This is a genomic window from Allomuricauda sp. R78024 (assembly GCF_044596045.1).
GTDB lineage: Bacteria > Bacteroidota > Bacteroidia > Flavobacteriales > Flavobacteriaceae > Flagellimonas.
In genome coordinates, this window is record NZ_CP138995.1 from 1,723,643 (window position 1) to 1,742,136 (window position 18,494).

At 37.0% G+C, this 18,494-nt stretch carries 15 protein-coding genes and 2 tRNA genes; 7 read left to right on the forward strand and 10 right to left on the reverse strand.

The window, feature by feature from the left end:
• Positions 1–49 precede the first annotated feature (49 nt).
• Together SJY44_RS07680 and SJY44_RS07685 are read right to left on the reverse strand one after the other, a co-directional pair.
• Complete coding sequence (locus tag SJY44_RS07680; RefSeq protein WP_396591917.1) at positions 50–1,549, reverse strand: OmpP1/FadL family transporter; 1,500 nt, start codon at positions 1,547–1,549, stop codon at positions 50–52.
• A gap of 37 nt (positions 1,550–1,586) precedes the next feature.
• The gene (locus SJY44_RS07685) at positions 1,587–2,927 is read right to left on the reverse strand and encodes a hypothetical protein (RefSeq protein WP_396591918.1); all 1,341 of its coding nucleotides are present in this window, start codon (positions 2,925–2,927) and stop codon (positions 1,587–1,589) included.
• A gap of 94 nt (positions 2,928–3,021) precedes the next feature.
• On the opposite strand from SJY44_RS07685, the gene proS reads away from it, so the two are divergent.
• From proS to rpsT, 4 genes are all read left to right on the forward strand, one after another.
• Positions 3,022–4,497 carry a proline--tRNA ligase gene (gene proS, locus SJY44_RS07690; protein WP_396591919.1) on the forward strand — a complete coding sequence of 492 codons (1,476 nt, stop codon included), beginning with the start codon at positions 3,022–3,024 and terminating at the stop codon, positions 4,495–4,497.
• A 74-nt stretch (positions 4,498–4,571) separates the two neighbouring features.
• Positions 4,572–4,643: transfer RNA gene (locus SJY44_RS07695), tRNA-Glu, on the forward strand.
• A 92-nt stretch (positions 4,644–4,735) separates the two neighbouring features.
• Positions 4,736–4,807: transfer RNA gene (locus tag SJY44_RS07700), tRNA-Glu, on the forward strand.
• Between the two features lie 93 nt (positions 4,808–4,900).
• Entirely contained in the window at positions 4,901–5,152 is a 252-nt protein-coding gene (gene rpsT / locus SJY44_RS07705) for a 30S ribosomal protein S20 (protein ID WP_298928617.1), read from the forward strand.
• Positions 5,153–5,310: 158 nt separating this feature from the next.
• On the opposite strand, the gene SJY44_RS07710 is transcribed toward rpsT, so the two are convergent.
• From SJY44_RS07710 to rho, 5 genes are all read right to left on the reverse strand, one after another.
• Positions 5,311–7,230, reverse strand: a complete 1,920-nt coding sequence (locus tag SJY44_RS07710; protein WP_396591920.1) for an LruC domain-containing protein — start codon at positions 7,228–7,230, stop codon at positions 5,311–5,313.
• 187 nt (positions 7,231–7,417) lie between these two features.
• Positions 7,418–9,463, reverse strand: a complete 2,046-nt coding sequence (locus SJY44_RS07715) for an LruC domain-containing protein (protein ID WP_396591921.1) — start codon at positions 9,461–9,463, stop codon at positions 7,418–7,420.
• Between the two features lie 254 nt (positions 9,464–9,717).
• Positions 9,718–10,407: a hypothetical protein gene (locus SJY44_RS07720; RefSeq protein WP_396591922.1), complete on the reverse strand. Its 690-nt coding sequence runs from the start codon at positions 10,405–10,407 to the stop codon at positions 9,718–9,720.
• 6 nt (positions 10,408–10,413) lie between these two features.
• Entirely contained in the window at positions 10,414–11,079 is a 666-nt protein-coding gene (locus SJY44_RS07725) for a hypothetical protein (RefSeq protein ID WP_298928606.1), read from the reverse strand.
• 144 nt (positions 11,080–11,223) lie between these two features.
• Positions 11,224–12,816: a transcription termination factor Rho gene (gene rho, locus SJY44_RS07730; protein WP_396591923.1), complete on the reverse strand. Its 1,593-nt coding sequence runs from the start codon at positions 12,814–12,816 to the stop codon at positions 11,224–11,226.
• Positions 12,817–13,008: 192 nt separating this feature from the next.
• Between rho and SJY44_RS07735 the strand changes: the two genes are divergently transcribed.
• Positions 13,009–13,419 carry a DUF4293 domain-containing protein gene (locus SJY44_RS07735; RefSeq protein WP_298928600.1) on the forward strand — a complete coding sequence of 137 codons (411 nt, stop codon included), beginning with the start codon at positions 13,009–13,011 and terminating at the stop codon, positions 13,417–13,419.
• An 84-nt stretch (positions 13,420–13,503) separates the two neighbouring features.
• Here SJY44_RS07735 and SJY44_RS07740 read toward each other — a convergent pair whose 3' ends face one another.
• From SJY44_RS07740 to SJY44_RS07750, 3 genes are all read right to left on the reverse strand, one after another.
• On the reverse strand, positions 13,504–14,355 hold the full coding sequence (locus SJY44_RS07740) for a DUF6503 family protein (protein ID WP_396591924.1): 852 nt from the start codon (positions 14,353–14,355) through the stop codon (positions 13,504–13,506).
• An 81-nt stretch (positions 14,356–14,436) separates the two neighbouring features.
• Complete coding sequence (locus tag SJY44_RS07745; protein ID WP_396591925.1) at positions 14,437–15,396, reverse strand: MBL fold metallo-hydrolase; 960 nt, start codon at positions 15,394–15,396, stop codon at positions 14,437–14,439.
• A gap of 3 nt (positions 15,397–15,399) precedes the next feature.
• Positions 15,400–15,894, reverse strand: a complete 495-nt coding sequence (locus SJY44_RS07750) for a metallophosphoesterase family protein (protein WP_298928591.1) — start codon at positions 15,892–15,894, stop codon at positions 15,400–15,402.
• An 88-nt stretch (positions 15,895–15,982) separates the two neighbouring features.
• On the opposite strand from SJY44_RS07750, the gene truA reads away from it, so the two are divergent.
• Positions 15,983–16,729 carry a tRNA pseudouridine(38-40) synthase TruA gene (truA, locus tag SJY44_RS07755; protein ID WP_396591926.1) on the forward strand — a complete coding sequence of 249 codons (747 nt, stop codon included), beginning with the start codon at positions 15,983–15,985 and terminating at the stop codon, positions 16,727–16,729.
• Positions 16,722–18,494, forward strand: a complete 1,773-nt coding sequence (locus SJY44_RS07760) for an ABC transporter ATP-binding protein (protein WP_298928584.1) — start codon at positions 16,722–16,724, stop codon at positions 18,492–18,494. The genes truA and SJY44_RS07760 overlap by 8 nt, the downstream gene beginning before the upstream one ends.

Genomic DNA, 18,494 nt, shown 5'->3' on the forward strand with positions numbered 1-18,494 from the left:
ACAAAAAAGACCGGATTGCTCCGGCCTTTAATTACAATATTTTATCTACTTAGAATTTTAAGGTATATCCTAAAGTAACATTGGTATTTATTCTGTTTATCATTGCGGAGCTATTGATTCCAGCATCAAACAACAATGTATTTATATCTTGTTCAGTTCTGTTAACGGCTAAATCTAATCTACTTCCGCCAAAATTATAACCAATACCACCTGAGTATCCGTTTAAATCACCCACAATATCTCCATTTTCATAAGGACTGCTCTCATACCTGTATCCGGCACGTAAACTAACTTCATCAATACGATATTCCCCTCCAAGTCTATAAGTGTTTACAACACCTAGTTGTGCAGCTATAAAATCATTTTCCGATACAAAATTAGGGTCTGTAGTAGGTCTAAGCTCAGCTTGCGACATATCTTGATATCCGTAGTCAAAACTCAAAAGGCCATCTTTTCCAAAAACAACCGCTACGCTTCCGGTAAGCTTTGATGGAGTTTTTATTCTGTACTCTTCAAACAAATTAACAATACTGAAATTGATAAAATCAATATCCTGCTCGGCCAATGTCGAATTGATGCGTTGCGATGTATCATCTGTTAGTTCATACCAAGTGGGGGATTGATAACTACCACCTACACGAATATTATCGTTCAACTTTGCTATACCGCCCAAACTAAAAGAAAAACCATAGCCTTCTGTATGAAGCAAATTATCAAATGTGGTAAATTGTACTGGAGAATCAGTGTCATAACCATTTTCATCCAATAAAGTCAATCTATCATACAAAACTGTATGAAAGTTTAAGGAAGCCCCTAGATAAAGGTTTTCTTGGTATTGCCCAGCAAAGTTTACAGTGAATTTGCTATTGTAGCCCGTTGTGCTTTGTAAATACTCTTGGTTTACATTGCTGTATTGCGCATTTGAAAAGTAGGAAGTATTAGTATCTTCATCCGCAGTTGGTTCTATAATACCGGCTTGAAACCCAAGAAATGCCTGTTGCGCTCCAAAACCAATATTGGAACCTATATCTAAATAGGCATCTTCTATAAATTCTCCTTGCTGAACTCTTAGCGGGCCAAGAGCCTGTCCTTGGGCAAAATTTAAGAAGTAGTTGTCAATACCTTGAGTTGTATTTCCTGAAACAACAAATTCATCATCAAAATTTTGTACTAAATCATAATTGAAAGCCAATGCGAGTTTTTTCCATGGACTATCTGAAGATTTGAAGACAAAAACGCCTCCGACTTGATTTAATTCCAACGAATTAATATCGGTGTTGCGAAAGCTATTCCCAAAAAAGGCATCGCTACTTCTATTGTAATTGGAACCAGAAACTGTAAACTGACTGTGATTAAAAACAGCAGAACCAGCTGGGTTCACATTTAAAGAGGATAAATCTCCTCCCAGGGCACCAAAAGCACCACTCATAGATTGAAATCTTGCTGTTCCCTGAATGTTTTCAGTGCTATATCGCAATACGTCATTTATGTTTTGAGCACTTACAAATGTGCATGCCAATACCATTATGAAAGTTGAAATTCTTTTCATTTCTCGTGATTTAGTTTTTACAGTAAATTTTTAGGATTTATTGTCTTCTTCCGCTCCTGCTAGATGATGATCTTGAACCGCCAGAAGATCTGCTAGAACCTCCAGAACTTCTGTAGCTTCCTGAACTTCTTGAACTGCCCCCGGAACTCCTGTAACTTCCACTGCTTCTTGAGCTTCGGTTACTTCCGCTACTCCTATAACTTCCAGAGCTTCTTGAACTTCTGGATGATCTATTGTAGTTGCTGCTACGTGGTGCAGTTCTACCTGAAGACTGATAACTTCTAGTACTTCTTCCTGAAGTTCTATACCCGGAAGAAGAATTTCTGTTGGTACTACCGCTTCTGTATGTTCCGCTACTTCTTGTTGATGGAGAAGTCCCATAAGAACGATTTGTTCTAGAGTTTCCACTATAATTAGGAGTGGTTCTGGTGCTTCTACTGGTTCTATAGCTTCTGTTTCTTGCAATGGCATCTGCGCTTACTGACCTTCTTGCAGTGGTTCCGGTTCCGCTACGGTATGTTCTAGAACTTCTTCCTGCTGATGCGCTTCGGTTTACATTAGAACGTCCAGCATTGGCATTAGTTCTATATCTTGATGAGTAGCCGCTTCTTCTTGCTGCTACATTTGACCTTCCACGAATTGATGTTCCAGGAATTATTGTATTTGAATACCCTCTTCTTCCTCTGTTGTATGCGTAACCTCTATTGTTGCGGAAACCTCTGTTATAAAAGCCTCTATTATATCCTCTGTTCCAACCGTAACCATAGCCGCCCCAGCCAAAGCCACCGCCCCAATAGGGATGTCCCCAGCCACCGGCCCAGCCCCAGCCGCCGCCCCAACCGAAGCCACCGCCCCAACGGTTCCATCTCCAAGGGTTGTTCCAGCCCCAGCCGTAACCAAAGCCACCCCAGCCCCAGTTGTTCCAAAGCCAAGGGTCAGCGCCCCAACCAAAGCCACCGCCCCAGTTGTCATAGATATTTATTGATACGTTTGTTGGATTGTCTCCCCAACCTGGATTTCCGTTGTAGGAATTATTGTTTGCAAAGTAATCTGTCTGCTCACCTATTGGAATACTATCGTTTTCAACACCGCTGGAATAACTGTCGACATCGGTGAAAATCTCTTCCTCTAAAATATCACCGTATTCATTTGCTTTTTGTCCAAAATAATCTCCATAAATATCGCTCTCCTGCTTTTCTATTCTTACGGCTTCAGCTGATTTTTTTTCTACGCGAACTGTTCTATTATTGTTGGAATAAATTCCATCGTCATCATAATAAGAAGCTGTTTGATATGAACCGCAAGAAGTCATTAGAAGAATGCCCATAACGGATATGGTCAGGATTTGAAATTTGGAGTAGGGTAGAGACTTTATCATAACGCAATTTTTATTGTTGAACATACTAAAAATAGTTAGTTTTACCGAACTATTTTGAAGACAAAGTCACAAGTTTTGTGCCAAACTAATGTAGATGGGTAAAAAATTAACAAGTAGAAGCGAGGATTATTCCAAATGGTATAATGAACTTGTAGTAAAAGCAGATTTAGCTGAAAATTCAGGAGTTAGGGGATGTATGGTCATTAAACCTTATGGCTTTGCCATATGGGAGAAAATGCAGGCCCAATTGGATAAAATGTTCAAAGAAACTGGGCATGAGAACGCTTATTTCCCTTTGTTTATACCAAAATCATATTTGAGCAAAGAAGCTAGCCATGTAGAAGGTTTTGCTAAAGAATGTGCTGTTGTTACGCATTACAGATTAAAGAATGCTGAGGATGGGAGCGGTATTGTTGTAGATGAAGATGCCAAGCTAGAGGAAGAACTGATTGTTCGCCCCACATCAGAAACCATTATATGGGATACGTATAGAAGATGGATACAGTCTTATCGTGATTTACCGTTACTGATCAACCAATGGGCCAATGTGGTACGTTGGGAAATGCGTACGCGTTTGTTTTTGCGCACAGCGGAATTTTTATGGCAAGAAGGTCATACGGCGCATGCAACAAGACAAGAGGCTGTGGAAGAAGCGCAACAAATGATGCACGTGTATGCGGAATTTGCTGAAGAACATATGGCCGTTCCAGTAATAAAAGGAACAAAAACGGAAAGTGAGCGTTTTGCTGGCGCCGAAGAAACCTATTGTATTGAAGCTTTAATGCAAGATGGAAAGGCTTTGCAGGCAGGAACCTCACACTTTCTTGGGCAGAATTTTGCAAAGGCTTTTGATGTTAAGTTTGCTACTAAAGAAGGAAAACAAGAACATGTTTGGGCTACTTCATGGGGTGTTTCAACACGGTTAATGGGTGCTTTGGTTATGACCCATAGCGATGATAATGGGTTGGTGCTTCCACCTAAATTAGCGCCAATTCAAGTTGTAATTGTTCCAATTTACAAGGGATTGGAGCAGTTAGATGTTATTTCTGAAAAAGTAGATTCTTTAGTAAAAGAATTACGTTCCAAAGGAATTTCTGTAAAATACGATAAGAGGGATACGCATAAGCCAGGTTTTAAATTCAATGAATATGAATTAAAGGGTGTTCCTGTACGTTTGGCCATTGGACAACGAGATTTGGAAAATGGAACATATGAGGTTGCAAGAAGGGATACGTTGGAAAAAGAATCTATAAAGGCAGAAGATATTGTTGGTAAAATAGTGTCTTTAATGGATGAGATTCAGGAAAACATTTATAAGAAAGCTTTAGATTATAGGAAAGCGCACATAACCAAAGTAGATTCATACGATGAATTTAAGGAAGTTATAGAAGGAAAGGGAGGTTTTGTATTAGCTCATTGGGATGGTACTGCAGAAACAGAGGATAAGATAAAAGAAGAGACAAAGGCCACTATACGCTGTATTCTTTTAAATGCTGAAAAAGAGGAAGGTAAGTGCATGGTGACCGGAAAACCGTCTATGCAAAGAGTACTGTTTGCCAAGGCTTATTAAAAGGAGCAAAAAATAATATTTACTCTTGCAAGACTTAAAAATAGTTGTATTTTTGCATCCGCAATTATGCACCCGGCCCGTTCGTCTAGGGGTTAGGACGCCAGGTTTTCATCCTGGTAACAGGGGTTCGATTCCCCTACGGGCTACGAAGTTCAGTGAAATATTGGGTAGATTAATTAAAAGCTATATGATAGGAAACATCTTTGACTTAACTTTTAGTTTTTCATTTTATCCAAATGGCCCGTTCGTCTAGGGGTTAGGACGCCAGGTTTTCATCCTGGTAACAGGGGTTCGATTCCCCTACGGGCTACAAAAATAATTGTAAAGTATAATAAAAAAAGAAAGGTTTAAAACATAGGTTATTACCAGTTTCAATCTTTCGTTATCCATTTAAATTAAGACAATGGCAAACCATAAGTCAGCATTAAAGAGAATTAGAAGAAACGAAGCAGTACGTTTACGCAACAGGTATCAACATAAGACTGTTCGTAATGCTATTAGAAAACTGCGAAATGAAGAGGATAAAAAAGCTGCTGAAACACTTTTACCTACAGTTGTAGGTATGATAGATAAGTTGGCAAAGCGAAATATTATTCACAATAATAAAGCGGCTAACCTAAAGAGCAAGTTAATGAGTAGTGTTGCAGCAATGTAATTCTATTTCATATTTATATAAAACTAAAAGCGCCCCTAATTAGGGGCGCTTTTAGTTTTATGTTAGTTGCTTAACCTTACAATTCCGATTCATTGTATAACCAATTGAATTTTATACCAATTTTGGAAAGAAGCTTCTCTAATGTTAGTAAAATTAGTTTAGTTCCCTTTTAGTTTAGCCCTATTTCTATAATCAGGAAAGTCTTTATACCAGTCTTTTCTATTTTGCCCTCCAGACAATCCCCATTCTTCAAAATAAAGATAGCCTGTATTTATAGGTTCTTTTTCTAGTAAAAGTGGGAAAGATTCAATTACGTTAATTGCCCATGGCAGACCGTTCTCAGTTGTATAGCTACCATCTATGTCTGCATTGTTCCCTAAAACCTCGGGCTGGGAATTACCTAACGTTGTTGGCTCGTAATTGGCTAAATGAATCTCTTTTTCTCTTTCTCCATTGGCTACTAAAAATGGATTAAAAGGAGCAAAATCCAATGATGTGTCCAAAATTGGGTTGACAAATGTAACTCTCACAATGTTTTCTTGATTAACAAGGGTTGAGTGGTCATCAAATAATGCCACTACGGTATGTTGTTGCCCCAACTCTGTTCCATTGTTAGCAAGGTTAAAAACATCTCCTTCTAGAATTTGACCAGTAATTGATGCTACATTATTTGGGTTTAGACCCTCTATTTCAAAAGCCATACTATTAACAAAGCCTGCACCATCTGAAGTTACCACGTAGTCAAAATCAATTGCTACCAATTGGTTTGAGGAATTAAAAATTTTGATTATTGAATAGTCTAACGCTGTATCATTAAAATCGTAATCCCCTTTAAAAGGCCAAAGATCTTCAAAGATCAAAGAAGCTTTTGTTGAACTTGAAGGATAGGTTGTTGAGTAAGCTTTTGTTGCATCGTTAGGATATTCATCTACTGAGTCCGTTACGCCGTCTCCATCTTGATCATTGCAAACCTCAATTTCAGAAAATGTAAACCAATTAGAGTCATTTTGTGAATTGCTTGTTGGGTCATCGATCCTTCGCCAAACAATTTTATCAAAGGTTCCTGAAGTTGCTGAAATCAGAATAGAACCATAACCATCTCTATAATATCTTCCCTTAGATCGTGAATCAATGTCTTTGAGTATTCTTTCGGAATCGTCGTAAAAGAATTCGCTTCCTCCAGATAATATGGTTTCAGCGTGCTGCGCACCAACAAACTGGTACATTGAAGCATCTACACTTCTAAAATGCATCAACAGGTTTTGAACTGGTGTGTCAAATGTCATTTCAAATTCCACATAACCATCTGAATCATTATTGGTATCAATTCTTGAGCTTATCCAGAAATTAAAACCGGAAAATGTGAAAATTGGGGTCGAAAAGCCGGCACCAGCAAGTGAAAGTCGGTTTTTAAGTTCAACTCCGTCCACTGGAGTGGCTGTTATGATCGCCGTTACCCCTTGTTTGGGAAACTGGATATTCGAAATGGTGTTGATATCACCGTTGGTCTCAATTATGGTGTTACTTAAATCGGTATAAAATCTTTGACCATAAACGTTGGCGCAATCAGTATTGCGTTGACTTTTTTCTGTAGTTATTTTAGAAACAGTTTTCTTACCTGCACTACCATTGTAAGTATAAGAAGCCGAGTTTTGTATTATAGGAACCACAAAATCGTCAATGTGTTCATTTGATTTTCTAACGATAAATAGGTTGTCAATAATTGATGATAGCGTAACACTTTCTTGGATGGAGCCATTAAAGGGCAATCTTTCAAAAAGTTTATTGGGTAGCGGGCCAGTGATACTGTCTAAACTATTAATAAGTTCATCACTATAGGCGTAAACTTCGTAAAGTACGTTTGGGGAATTATCGTTTATACTGACCGATACTATGGTTTCGGTCTTAAAATCAAAATCAGAAGGGAATTTTAAATCTGTTAAGATTGGGTTCTCAATCGCAGTAGAATCATTGGCTATTGACTCAAGATAATCGTTATATTTTTCTTTTAAACAGCCTTGAAATATAAAGGCCGTTATGAAAATAAGAACTAATCTAAAAATTCTGTTCTTCTTCATTGTTGAGAATTTCATTAAATGAACGAAAAAACCTACAAAAACACATATTTTGTCGATAAACAGCATTTCAAAGTTGTAAAAGCAGTTAAAAATGTGGTGAGGAAAATATTTTGTCCGTAGCGTTTTCTATTACGATTAAAAATGCCCCATAAAAGGGGCATTTTTTTTATAATTATAACTGAACTGGCTAATCTTGCAATACAGATTCATTTCTATACCCTGCTGAATCTTTGTACCAATCCTGGAACAAAGTTCCTCCAGAAGTGGCCCATTCATTAAAAAAGTTATAGGCTTGATTTACGGGGATATTTTCTTTTGGTGGCTTAAAGTTGTGCATAATATTAATGGCCCAAGGCAGACCAGTATCGGTTTTATAATTTCCATCTTCATCTCTATTTACGCCTCCTACAGTTGTATCATTTACGCCTAAAGTTGTTCTGAACCTATTTGGTAAATGAATCTCCTTACCTCTGTCTCCATTAACAATTATGAATGGGTTAAAAGGAGCCAAGCCCAGCTGGGTGGTTGTAATCGGAGTTGTGAATTTTATAGCGACCGTCTTAGGTACATTCAACATGGCATGGTTATCATCAAATAGTATTATTACAGCTCTATTTTGTCCTTGTTCCACTCCGTTTGATGCAACATTGATAAAATCCTCGGTTAAAACTGTTCCTGTAACGGATTCAATTAGACTAGGTGCTATACTTTCCAGTTCAATACCAAAGGCATTAATAAGACCAGCTCCGTCAGATGTTACCTCAAAATGTATATCTAATTGTACGGCCATATTATCTGCATTCAAAACGGCAACAAACCTGTAATTTACAGCCGTATCATTAAAATCATAATCTCCAAGAAAGGGCCATAAATCTTCAAAAGCTAGAGTTCCCCAGCCATATTTACTAGGAGTAAATTGTTCAAAAGCCTTATCTGCATCATCTGGGTATTCATCATTACTATCTGTAATTCCGTCACCATCTGTATCAGGATCAACTGTAACTTCATCAAAAACCCTAAATGTTGTCAAGTCATTAATGGCTCTATCATATGTTATGCCTGAAGTAGAATTTGGGCCGTAACGGTATTCCCATCCGCCGGTTTCGGTATCCATCACAATAAGATTGCTATTTCCTCCATTATTGGCTAACCATAATTCATTGTTTGAGTCAAAAGTCATAGAAGTGGGTTGAAAAGGTAAATCTTCACCACTAATTCTTATAGCGTCATAGTCTCCATCAGAATTTAGGTCTAGTCTGTATAATCCGGAAAATGAGGAGAGAAATATGGTGCCATCTTCTGCAAAAGCCATATCTCCTCCTTGAGTTTTATCAAGGCCATTTATAATCCAGTTTGAAAGTATATTGGCATTTTGGGGATCAATTGTAAAGAGCTTCGCCCCGGTAGAAAAATATAACAACCCATCTTGCTTGTTATAATCTAATCGAGGCCCTCCGTTTCCTACATTACCTACAGTGGTCCATGTATCATTCACGATATCGTACCTCATTAAAGGGTAAGGGTTGCTCTTACCAATTGAATAGAGCATGTTATTCTCTTGATCTATTGCTGCGGTCCAACTTCCCATTGGCATATCAGAAATAAAGGTATATGCTCCCGTTAGGGGATCTACTTGGAATAAATCACCTCCACCGTTAACACAGTATAAGTAGTCTTCTACCATAGGTTTACCATTGGAGGCTCTCTTTCCACTGCTATCAGGTGTGTACGTATAGGTAACAAGATTTGAAACGATGTTAACCACTGCTGATGAATACTTAAACCCTTCTTTTCTGCGGATGTACAACTTTTCAAAATAGTTTGGAACTACAAAGGAATGTTCAATTTTGCCTCCTGCAGGAACTCCACTGAAAATTAAATGGTTTAAATTATCTACTGAAACTTCAAAACCAGTTTCCTCTTCGTCCTCTTCGTTTAAATACGTGATTTGGTTTCCAATAGAAACCTCTTCGTTGTATGCGTAGACATTATACCTAACATTGGCAGTATTGTCATTGATGATGAGTTGTATTTGTTTTTCTGTACTAAACTCAAAACCTGATGGAATTTGTAGTTCGGTAATCTCTAATTCGTCTATAGGGACCTCAATTGGTGTTTCAGGTTCACTTTCTGTATCTGGAACAGAATCATCAAAACTATCTTTTACACATGAGGTGTAGGTCATTGCTATTATAAAACATAATGCAGATAAAACAATTTGGGGCGTTTTCATCTTTATAGATATTTGCTGGATTTACTATCCGAATTTTGATTAAAAGTATTTACTATTTAAGGGTCAATATTTTAATTTTAGTTGGTTTACTTCAATGTGTCGGTAAACGGTATCTTTTATTCGTTAAAATAATTTCAACTTTATTTGAACGAAAAAGCTTACAAAAACGTATATGTGATCGATAACCGAACGTCTTAAGTTGTGAAAGAAGTGAAATCTGTGGTAGTAGGTGGGTAATTGAAAAATGGGAAGAATTACCTAAAAGCCTTTCTTTTTCCGATTAAAAGACCAACAATGAAAAGTAGATACATTAAGGCTATAAAGGTCAGTAATGTAATTCTAAGATGATACTGAGTTGAAATACTCAGGTTAAAATAATCTGAAAGTAAAATAAAAGGGAAAAAAGCATAAAAAATAAACAGGCCTGTACTTACCCAATACAGCAAATTGTGTTTTTGAGGGTAAGGATTGTCTTCTGATTTTTTCTCTTTGAAATAAAGTATGATCGCAAAAACTAAAATTAATGAACCGATAGCATGCGCATAGGTTAGTTGTTTGTGCAATGGATTTTGAATGAAAGTGTTAACTAAATAGGACAATGAGCATAGATAAGCCCCATACTCAATTACTTTTTTTGAAGATTTGTTTTTAAGGGTTTTCCAATACACCCAGTAGAAGAAAAGAAAAGTAACTATTTGATAAACATTATAGATAATGACGTTATGCCAATTATATCTGTCATCTGAAAAAAACTGAAAATCTGCATGATTTTTAATAAAGTAACCCAAGAGCTCAGTAAAAAAAGTATAGATGATAAGTATAGGCAGATATTTCAATACGGTATCAAAATATCTTTTATACCTATAAACAGCAACCAACCATGTAACAAAATAAATGGCTAGAAAATACTGATTTTTTAGAAAAATGATGAGCTCTTGGATCATCTTAAGTTAAAAATCGTTGTTTGGTGGAGGTCCCGAATTCCCGTGATTCATATTCAAACTTTGACCCTTGAATAGCACAGGAGGTGCAGAAAGACTAGGAACAAAACTTGCATATGACTTTTCATCGTTTTTAGAAATACCGCCCATACCTTTGACATTAACAGCATCCTTAATCAATTTGGCCTCGCCATCTTCTCCTATATAAAATCCATAATCCAAATCATCAATTTTTATAGTTGGAAGTATGAAAATAGAGTTTTGTCTTGGGTGTACCACTTTCTGTCCATCGGGGAGCTTTTCTTTATCTGGATAATTGGCAAAATAAAAACGAATTGTGGAAATATCGACTTTGGCATCTTTTGCCTCTTGCTCAATGAATGCAATATACTGTTTGATGGTTTTATAATCCCAAGAAGCATATCTAGCTGCTTCAAACTTTTCGTCATTGTTTTCTTCCCTTTCATACGATTTTATGAGTTCTACCCTGTTCTTTGAATAGTTGTCATACAATTTTTTAGATTCTTCTAAGGAAATAATTTGTTTGGGTGGTTTTACTCTTTCTTGAGGTTCTTCATGTGGCTCTTCATCTTTTTTTGGTTTTTCGTGGCAAGCTCCTAAAATAAGAAGCATTGAACCCAACAGAAGAGTGGTTGCTTTTCTTGCGTTTTTCATTTTGTAAGTGTTTTAGTGTTCATAGTATGGGGAAACTGCACTAAAGATATGTTTTTTCTTCAGAATTAGTACATAAAAAAACCCTTTGATGTGACTCAAAGGGTTTTAAAACTATACTGTTTTCAGGGTTTTACAAACTCAGAGCTATTGACTCATGGTTAACAAAAACTCTTCATTGTTTTTGGTTTGCTTTATGCGTTGTTCCATAAACTCCATTGCTTCTACAGGATTCATATCTGCTAAATATTTTCGCATGATCCACATGCGTTGTATGGTAGTGGCATCCAATAAAAGATCGTCTCTACGTGTAGAGGAAGAGATAAGGTCGATAGCTGGGAATATTCTACGGTTAGAAATCCTTCTATCCAACTGCAGCTCCATATTACCGGTACCCTTAAATTCTTCAAAAATTACTTCGTCCATTTTAGAACCGGTTTCCGTTAAAGCTGTAGCGATAATAGAAAGTGATCCACCATTTTCAATATTTCGTGCCGCACCAAAGAAACGTTTTGGTTTATGTAATGCATTGGCATCCACACCACCACTCAATACCTTACCTGAAGCAGGCTGCACGGTATTGTAAGCTCTTGCCAATCGTGTAATGGAATCTAAAAGGATAACCACATCATGTCCACATTCTACCAAGCGTTTTGCTTTTTCCAATACAATATTTGCAACACGTACATGTTCCGTAGCTTCTTTGTCAAAAGTAGAAGCAACAACTTCACCGCGTACATTACGTTGCATATCTGTAACTTCCTCTGGACGCTCATCTATAAGAAGGATAATTTGATATACTTCTGGATGGTTCGCAGCAATTGCATTGGCGATATCCTTAAGTAGCATGGTTTTACCCGTTTTTGGTTGGGAGACAATCATGCCACGCTGTCCTTTACCTATAGGTGAGAACAAATCCATTATCCTAGTGGATAATGTACTTTGTCTCTCTGCCAATTTAAATTTTTCTTTTGGGAACAATGGAGTAAGGTGTTCAAATGACACTCTATCCCTAACCACTTGTGGGTCTAACCCATTTATTTTACTGACCTTAATAAGGGGGAAATACTTCTCTCCCTCTTTAGGAGGTCTAACGTTACCAAGTACGGTGTCTCCTGTCTTTAGGCCAAATAACCTAATCTGCGACTGGGAAACATAGATATCATCGGGAGAAGACAAATAATTGTAGTCAGAAGAACGTAAAAAGCCATAACCGTCCTGCATAATGTCAAGAACGCCTTCGCTTTCAATAATACTATCAAACTCAAATTCAGGTTCTTTATACCTGTTTTTTAAGTCTTTATCAAAATTGCTGCTCTTTTTTTCGTGGCCGCTATTTCTTTGATGTGGATTATTTCTTCTGCTGTTTTGAGGTTTTTGAGATCCACCTTGTTTGTGCGGCTCCCTTTTAATGGGCTGCGCTACTGGCGTATTCTCTTTTTTCTCAACAGTTTCAGACTCTGCTTTTACCTTTGCAGGTTCAACAACAGTTTCCGAAACAATTTCTTTTATTTCTTTTTTTGGTCTTGGAGCTCTTTCTTTTCTAGGTTTTGGAGCAACTTTTTCTTTTGGTGCTACAGCGCTCTCTTGTACCACTTTTGGGTTAGACGCTTGCACATCAAGTATCTGGTAGACTAAGTCCAGTTTTTTTTGAGTCTTAAATTTTGGGACATTGAGGCCTTTTGCAATTTCCTGCAATTCAGGAAGCTTTTTAGCTTTTAGATCTGAAATCTCGAACATTAAGTAATGAATAAATTAAACTTGTATAATGTGTATAATTGAAGTAAAAAGTTATTTGGGTACTACGATAGGAAAGATTTCCCTGGGTAAGTGCTTTGCTAATAACGACACAAGTATACAAATTATTTTTCAACAATAGGGGTCATTTACCGAAAAGACACTTATTTTTGCCATCCGATATCAATTTAAACAATGATTCAACGAATTCAAACATTTTTTTTGGGGTTAGTGGCACTAATTGCTGGTGCATTGCCGTTTGTATTGAATTTATGGGTTGATGGTGATGGAACAAAGTTTTTTGCCAAGAGCGAGTTGTGGATCAGTATTGCTTTTTACGCCTCGGCAGCTTTGGCCTTGATTTCGATTTTTATGTACAATAACAGACAAAATCAATTTGTGATAAACAGATTGAATATGATATTGAATCTTTTTTTACTAGGATTTTTCGTTTACCGATCGCTAAACTTATCCGGAGAAAATGTTATTTCTGAGAAGGGTATTGGGATGCTGATTCCTGTATTTTCTATCGTTTTTCTAGTTCTGGCCAACAGAGCTATCAAAAAGGATGAAGATCTTGTAAAATCTGTTGATCGCTTACGTTAAACCTAACATCTTAGTAGTATTAGTGCGAGAAAAACCCGGCCTTGGCCGGGTTTTTTATTTATTCTAATCTAAAAGGATTTCAAACTATTGCATTAATGTTTCCTCGGTAAACCCATTATCAAATTTTACATTGGTCATTGTCTGTACAAGATTTGGCTCCTCAGAATAACCTTGCTCGCTTGGCATAAAATAGGAGCGCTTGGTTGAAATCATTTGTCCCTCTATGTCTTCGTATTCATAGTTTGCGATGATTACGGGTTCTTCTACACCTAAGAATGGCAATGAAAAGAAAAACCTGTCAATTAGTTTGGTTTCTGGATTAACATACAAGATATAAATATCATTTTGCTCTTTTCCAGTTACTTCTGGGTCATAGGTCACGTGCACTTTGTCATACATCTTTCCATTGTATTCCTCTTGCCCAAGGTATTTGGCAACGGTGCCTTTATCATTAAGTTTATAAGGCATAGTGAACCAATAATAATTTGCCCTTCTAAGGAAATCACCAGTACCTACCAATTGAGGGTCTTCGGATTTCTTTCCATTTACCAAGACTAACGTCTCTTTGCCATCAAAACATTGAATAACTTCTCCTGCCTTATCTGGCATTACATTGATTTGATGTTGGGAGTACTTTCCGTATGAAGCTTCAGAATTAAAAATGTAGCGTTCTGTGGATACGTCAGCCTTTTCATTTGATCTATAATCATAAGTGTATTCAACGTCTCCTTTTTTCCATAAATCGTTCCAACCACCATGCGCATGGGCAACAGCAGCTAAGACTGTCATTGGTTCGTTGGTGTCATAAATGGGGACTTTAGAAACTTCTTCAACAGTTTCAATCACAGTTGTCTCTGCTTTTTTAGCTTTTTGTGCACAAGAGGCCAAAAGTAAAAATGCAGTAATAGTTAATAGTTTTAAACTAAGTTTTTTCATGTTGTTTTGAATAATTGTTTACCCACTTAGACGTAATAGGTTTAAAAATCTTACCGTTAATAAAGGTAAAGGAGGAAGAAATTACAAATCAATTTTTTTATTGAATTGAGCAATGTTAAAACCTTGCTTAACTACCCTTTTAAATTCATCACTATTTTCATTAAGCAAAGGATTGGTATGGTTAAAATGAATAAAATGGATTTTTGCCTTTTCAGTATCAGGTAATTTTTCAAAAAGAGTTGCGCTTTCTATCACAAAAGGATGTGGTATTTCAGAAATATCTCGGTTGTTGATTTCTTTCCCATCATAAAAAGTGGCATCTAAAAAGGCAAAATCTACCTTACGCACCTCTTCAATGATGCTTTTCTCCCATTTGGACCATTTATCAATATCAGGAATAAAAAGCGCCGATTTATTGCCCCCAATAATTTTATAACCTACAGTTTCCGAATATTCATCTCTATGTGGGACGGTAAAGGGAATAACACTCAGATTTGGGGTAAGCTGTACTTTTTTTTCGTTTTCAATTTCCTTTACAAGTATGTTTTTTAATGTCACTAATTGATTCCAAGGACCATTGTTTTCTATAAATGATTTCATTTTGGGCATTGCATAAATGGAAACTGCTTGGGCACCCATGGCTTCCCTGCCCAAATACATTAAACCTGTATAATGTCCTATGTGCGCATGGGTCAAAAAAATGCCATCAGGAGTTTCTTCATACTTTTCTGAAAGTTCTTTTAAAAGTTTTAATTGTGAGGGCATATCTGGCGTTGCTTCAAAAAGGAACGATTTTGAATTTTCGTGATCAACCACACCTAAAGAAACAACCTTGCGTTCATGGTCCGGATTTTTAAACAAAATGGAACAACACTCTTTTTTACAACCAATGTGCGGACTTCCTCCATCCTGAGCCGTTCCTAGTATATAAAGGGAAACACCAGACTTGGGTGCTGAAGCATTAAAAACCTCTTTTTTTTCTTTTTTTGAACACGCAACTGCAAAAAACACGAATAGCAATAGACAACCTTTTGTTTTCATACGCTATCTTTTTTCTAACTCAATCACTTCCAAATCAGATATTTTATCTCCATCGATTACAAACCTGAGCATGGTCCGTACATGATGAAACCCATACTTTCCACAAGCTCCAGGATTCATGTGCAACAGATTTAGCTTTTTGTCACTCATTACCTTTAAAATATGTGAATGGCCGCAAATGAATAATTTTGGTGGATTCTGTTTTATTTCTTCCCGTATCCTAACATTGTATTTGTTGGGATAGCCCCCTATATGAGTCATCCATACGTCTACCTCTTCACATAAAAAACGATTGTGTTCTGGAAACTCTTTCTGTATTACATGGTCATCTATGTTGCCATAAACTCCTCGCAAAGGCCTAATTTTCTTAAGTTGATCCGTTACATCAAGGTTTCCAATGTCACCGGCATGCCAAATTTCATCAGCCTGTCTTGCATACTTTAAAATGGTTTCATCCATGTGCCCATGGGTGTCTGAAAGCAATAGAATTTTGGTCATAACGCTAAAAATATGCTAAAAAATAGTGGTTAGATATCTTTTGCGGGGGATTCAAGTATCTTTAATGCCTTAAAATTAAAGAATCCAATTGAGATATTTTATCCGATTTTCTTATTTCGGAAAGGCTTATCATGGATGGCAGAACCAACCCAATGCTATTACGGTGCAAGAAGTACTGGAAAATGCGTTGTCGACCTTGCTGCGAAAAAAAATTGAAGTAGTTGGCGCAGGTAGAACAGATGCCGGAGTACATGCCAAAGAAATGTTTGCCCATTTTGACTTTGATTTAATTGAAGATAAAATAGAGTTGGTTTATCGCCTAAATGCTTTCCTTCCAGATGATGTGTCTGTTCAAGAAGTTATTCAGGTAAATTCGGATGCACACGCTAGGTTTGATGCTATCGAACGCACGTATGAATATTGGATAGTTCAAGAAAAAAACCCTTTTTATTCAGATTTCACTCATTTTGTTAGACAGCCTTTGAATATTGAGGCAATGAACAATGCGGCTTCTTTTTTATTAGAGCATACGGATTTTGAATGTTTTTCCAAGTCCAATACAGATGTCAAGACGTTTAATTGTGATATTAGGCAAGCAGTTTGGAAAAAAGAAGAAGACAAATTAATTTTCACGATTAGTGCTGATCGTTTTCTTCGCAATATGGTTAGAGCGATTGTAGGGACGTTATTGGATGTTGGTACCGCAAAGATGAAACCTGAAGAAATCAATACAATAATAACAAGCAAGAATAGGGGAGAGGCAGGAGTTTCTGTCCCTGCAAAAGGATTATATTTGACCAAGGTCTTATACCCAAAAAATATATTTAATGAGTAAGAACGACGAAATAGGAAAAGCATTTGATTTTGGTCTGTTCAAAAGGATTTTTGCGCATACCAAACCCTATAGGACTATCTTTTGGGTTGTGGCCATTGTTGCCATCCTATCTGCTGCTTTTGCTGTTTTAACGCCAATTCTGGTTAGAGATATCATAAATGAGGCACTTTCTAACAAAGACAGTGACAAACTCGTCTTTGTAGTACTCGCTATGTTGGGGGCGTTATTTGGACAAGTATTATGTCAACTTTCTTTCAATTATTATGCAAACCTTCTAGGGGAATCTGTCATTAAAGATATTCGTATCAGGCTTTTTCAAAAGATGATGGGTTTTAAAATGACCTATTTTGATAACTCTTCCATTGGTGTATTGGTCACTAGAGCTGTTGCGGATATGCAACGTATTGGCGAGATTTTTAGCCAAGGTTTCTTTGTTATAGTGGCTGATTTACTAAAAATGCTTTCCGGCGCTGCAGTAATGATTTACATCAATTGGAAATTGGCATTTATCGTCTTTGCTATTTTACCCGTAATCTTGGTAGCTACACGATTGTTTCAGCAGGCGATGAAAGTTGCTTTCATTGAAGTTCGTGCCCAAGTTTCCAACCTTAACTCATTCGTTCAAGAAAGAATTGCGGGAATGAAGATTGTTCAGCTCTTCAACAGAGAGGAAATTGAAAAGGAGAAATTCAGAAAAATCAATGAAAAACATCAAAATGCTTGGTTAAAGACAGTTTGGTACAATTCCATCTTTTTCCCAATTGCAGAGATTTCCTATTCTATCGGTATTGGTTTGGTGGTTTATTTTGGTGTCATCCAAAACATTGAAAACGTTGCTTTAAATGATACGGGTTCCATTTTTGCCTTCTTTTTCTTGATGGATTTGTTGTTCCGACCACTTCGCCAGATTGCAGATAAATTCAATACCCTACAAATGGGAATGGTTGCGGCCAACAGAGTATTTAAAATTCTGGATACGGAAAGCCATATTTCTGATGAAGGTAAATTGAAAGACACTGATGTTAAGGGGACTATTGAATTCTCCGATGTTCGTTTTGGTTATGTTGAGAATGAAGAAGTTTTACATGGTATTTCATTTAATGTTAAGGCAGGAGAGACTGTTGCAATAGTAGGAGCAACAGGTGCCGGAAAATCCACCATTATCAACCTATTGAACCGTTTTTACGAAATTAATTCTGGAAATATTTTGATTGATGGTCATAATATTCGTGACTATTCATTGAAATCACTTCGCTCTCACATTGCCATTGTCCTGCAAGATGTTTTCCTTTTTGCCGATTCAATAGCCAACAATATTTCATTGCGTGAAGAATCCGTTGCTTTATCAGAAATTGAAGCAGCAGCTAAGCAAATTGGAGTACATGAATTTATTTCCAGTTTACCAGGGGGCTATCAGTATAATGTTAAGGAGCGTGGAACTATGCTTTCCAGTGGCCAAAGGCAATTAATAGCGTTTTTAAGAGCTTACGTGAGCAATCCAAGTATTCTTATCTTGGATGAGGCCACTTCATCCGTAGACACCTATTCTGAACAACTTATACAAAAGGCTACCGATAAAATCACGGAAGGAAGAACATCAATTATAATAGCACACCGATTGGCAACCATTAAAAAAGCGGATAAGATTATTGTGATGGATGCTGGAAAGATTGTTGAAACAGGAACTCACCAGGAGCTTCTGAAAAACGGAGGTTATTATAGTGACTTGTATGAAGCTCAGTTTTTGGCAGAAGAAGTTGCCTAG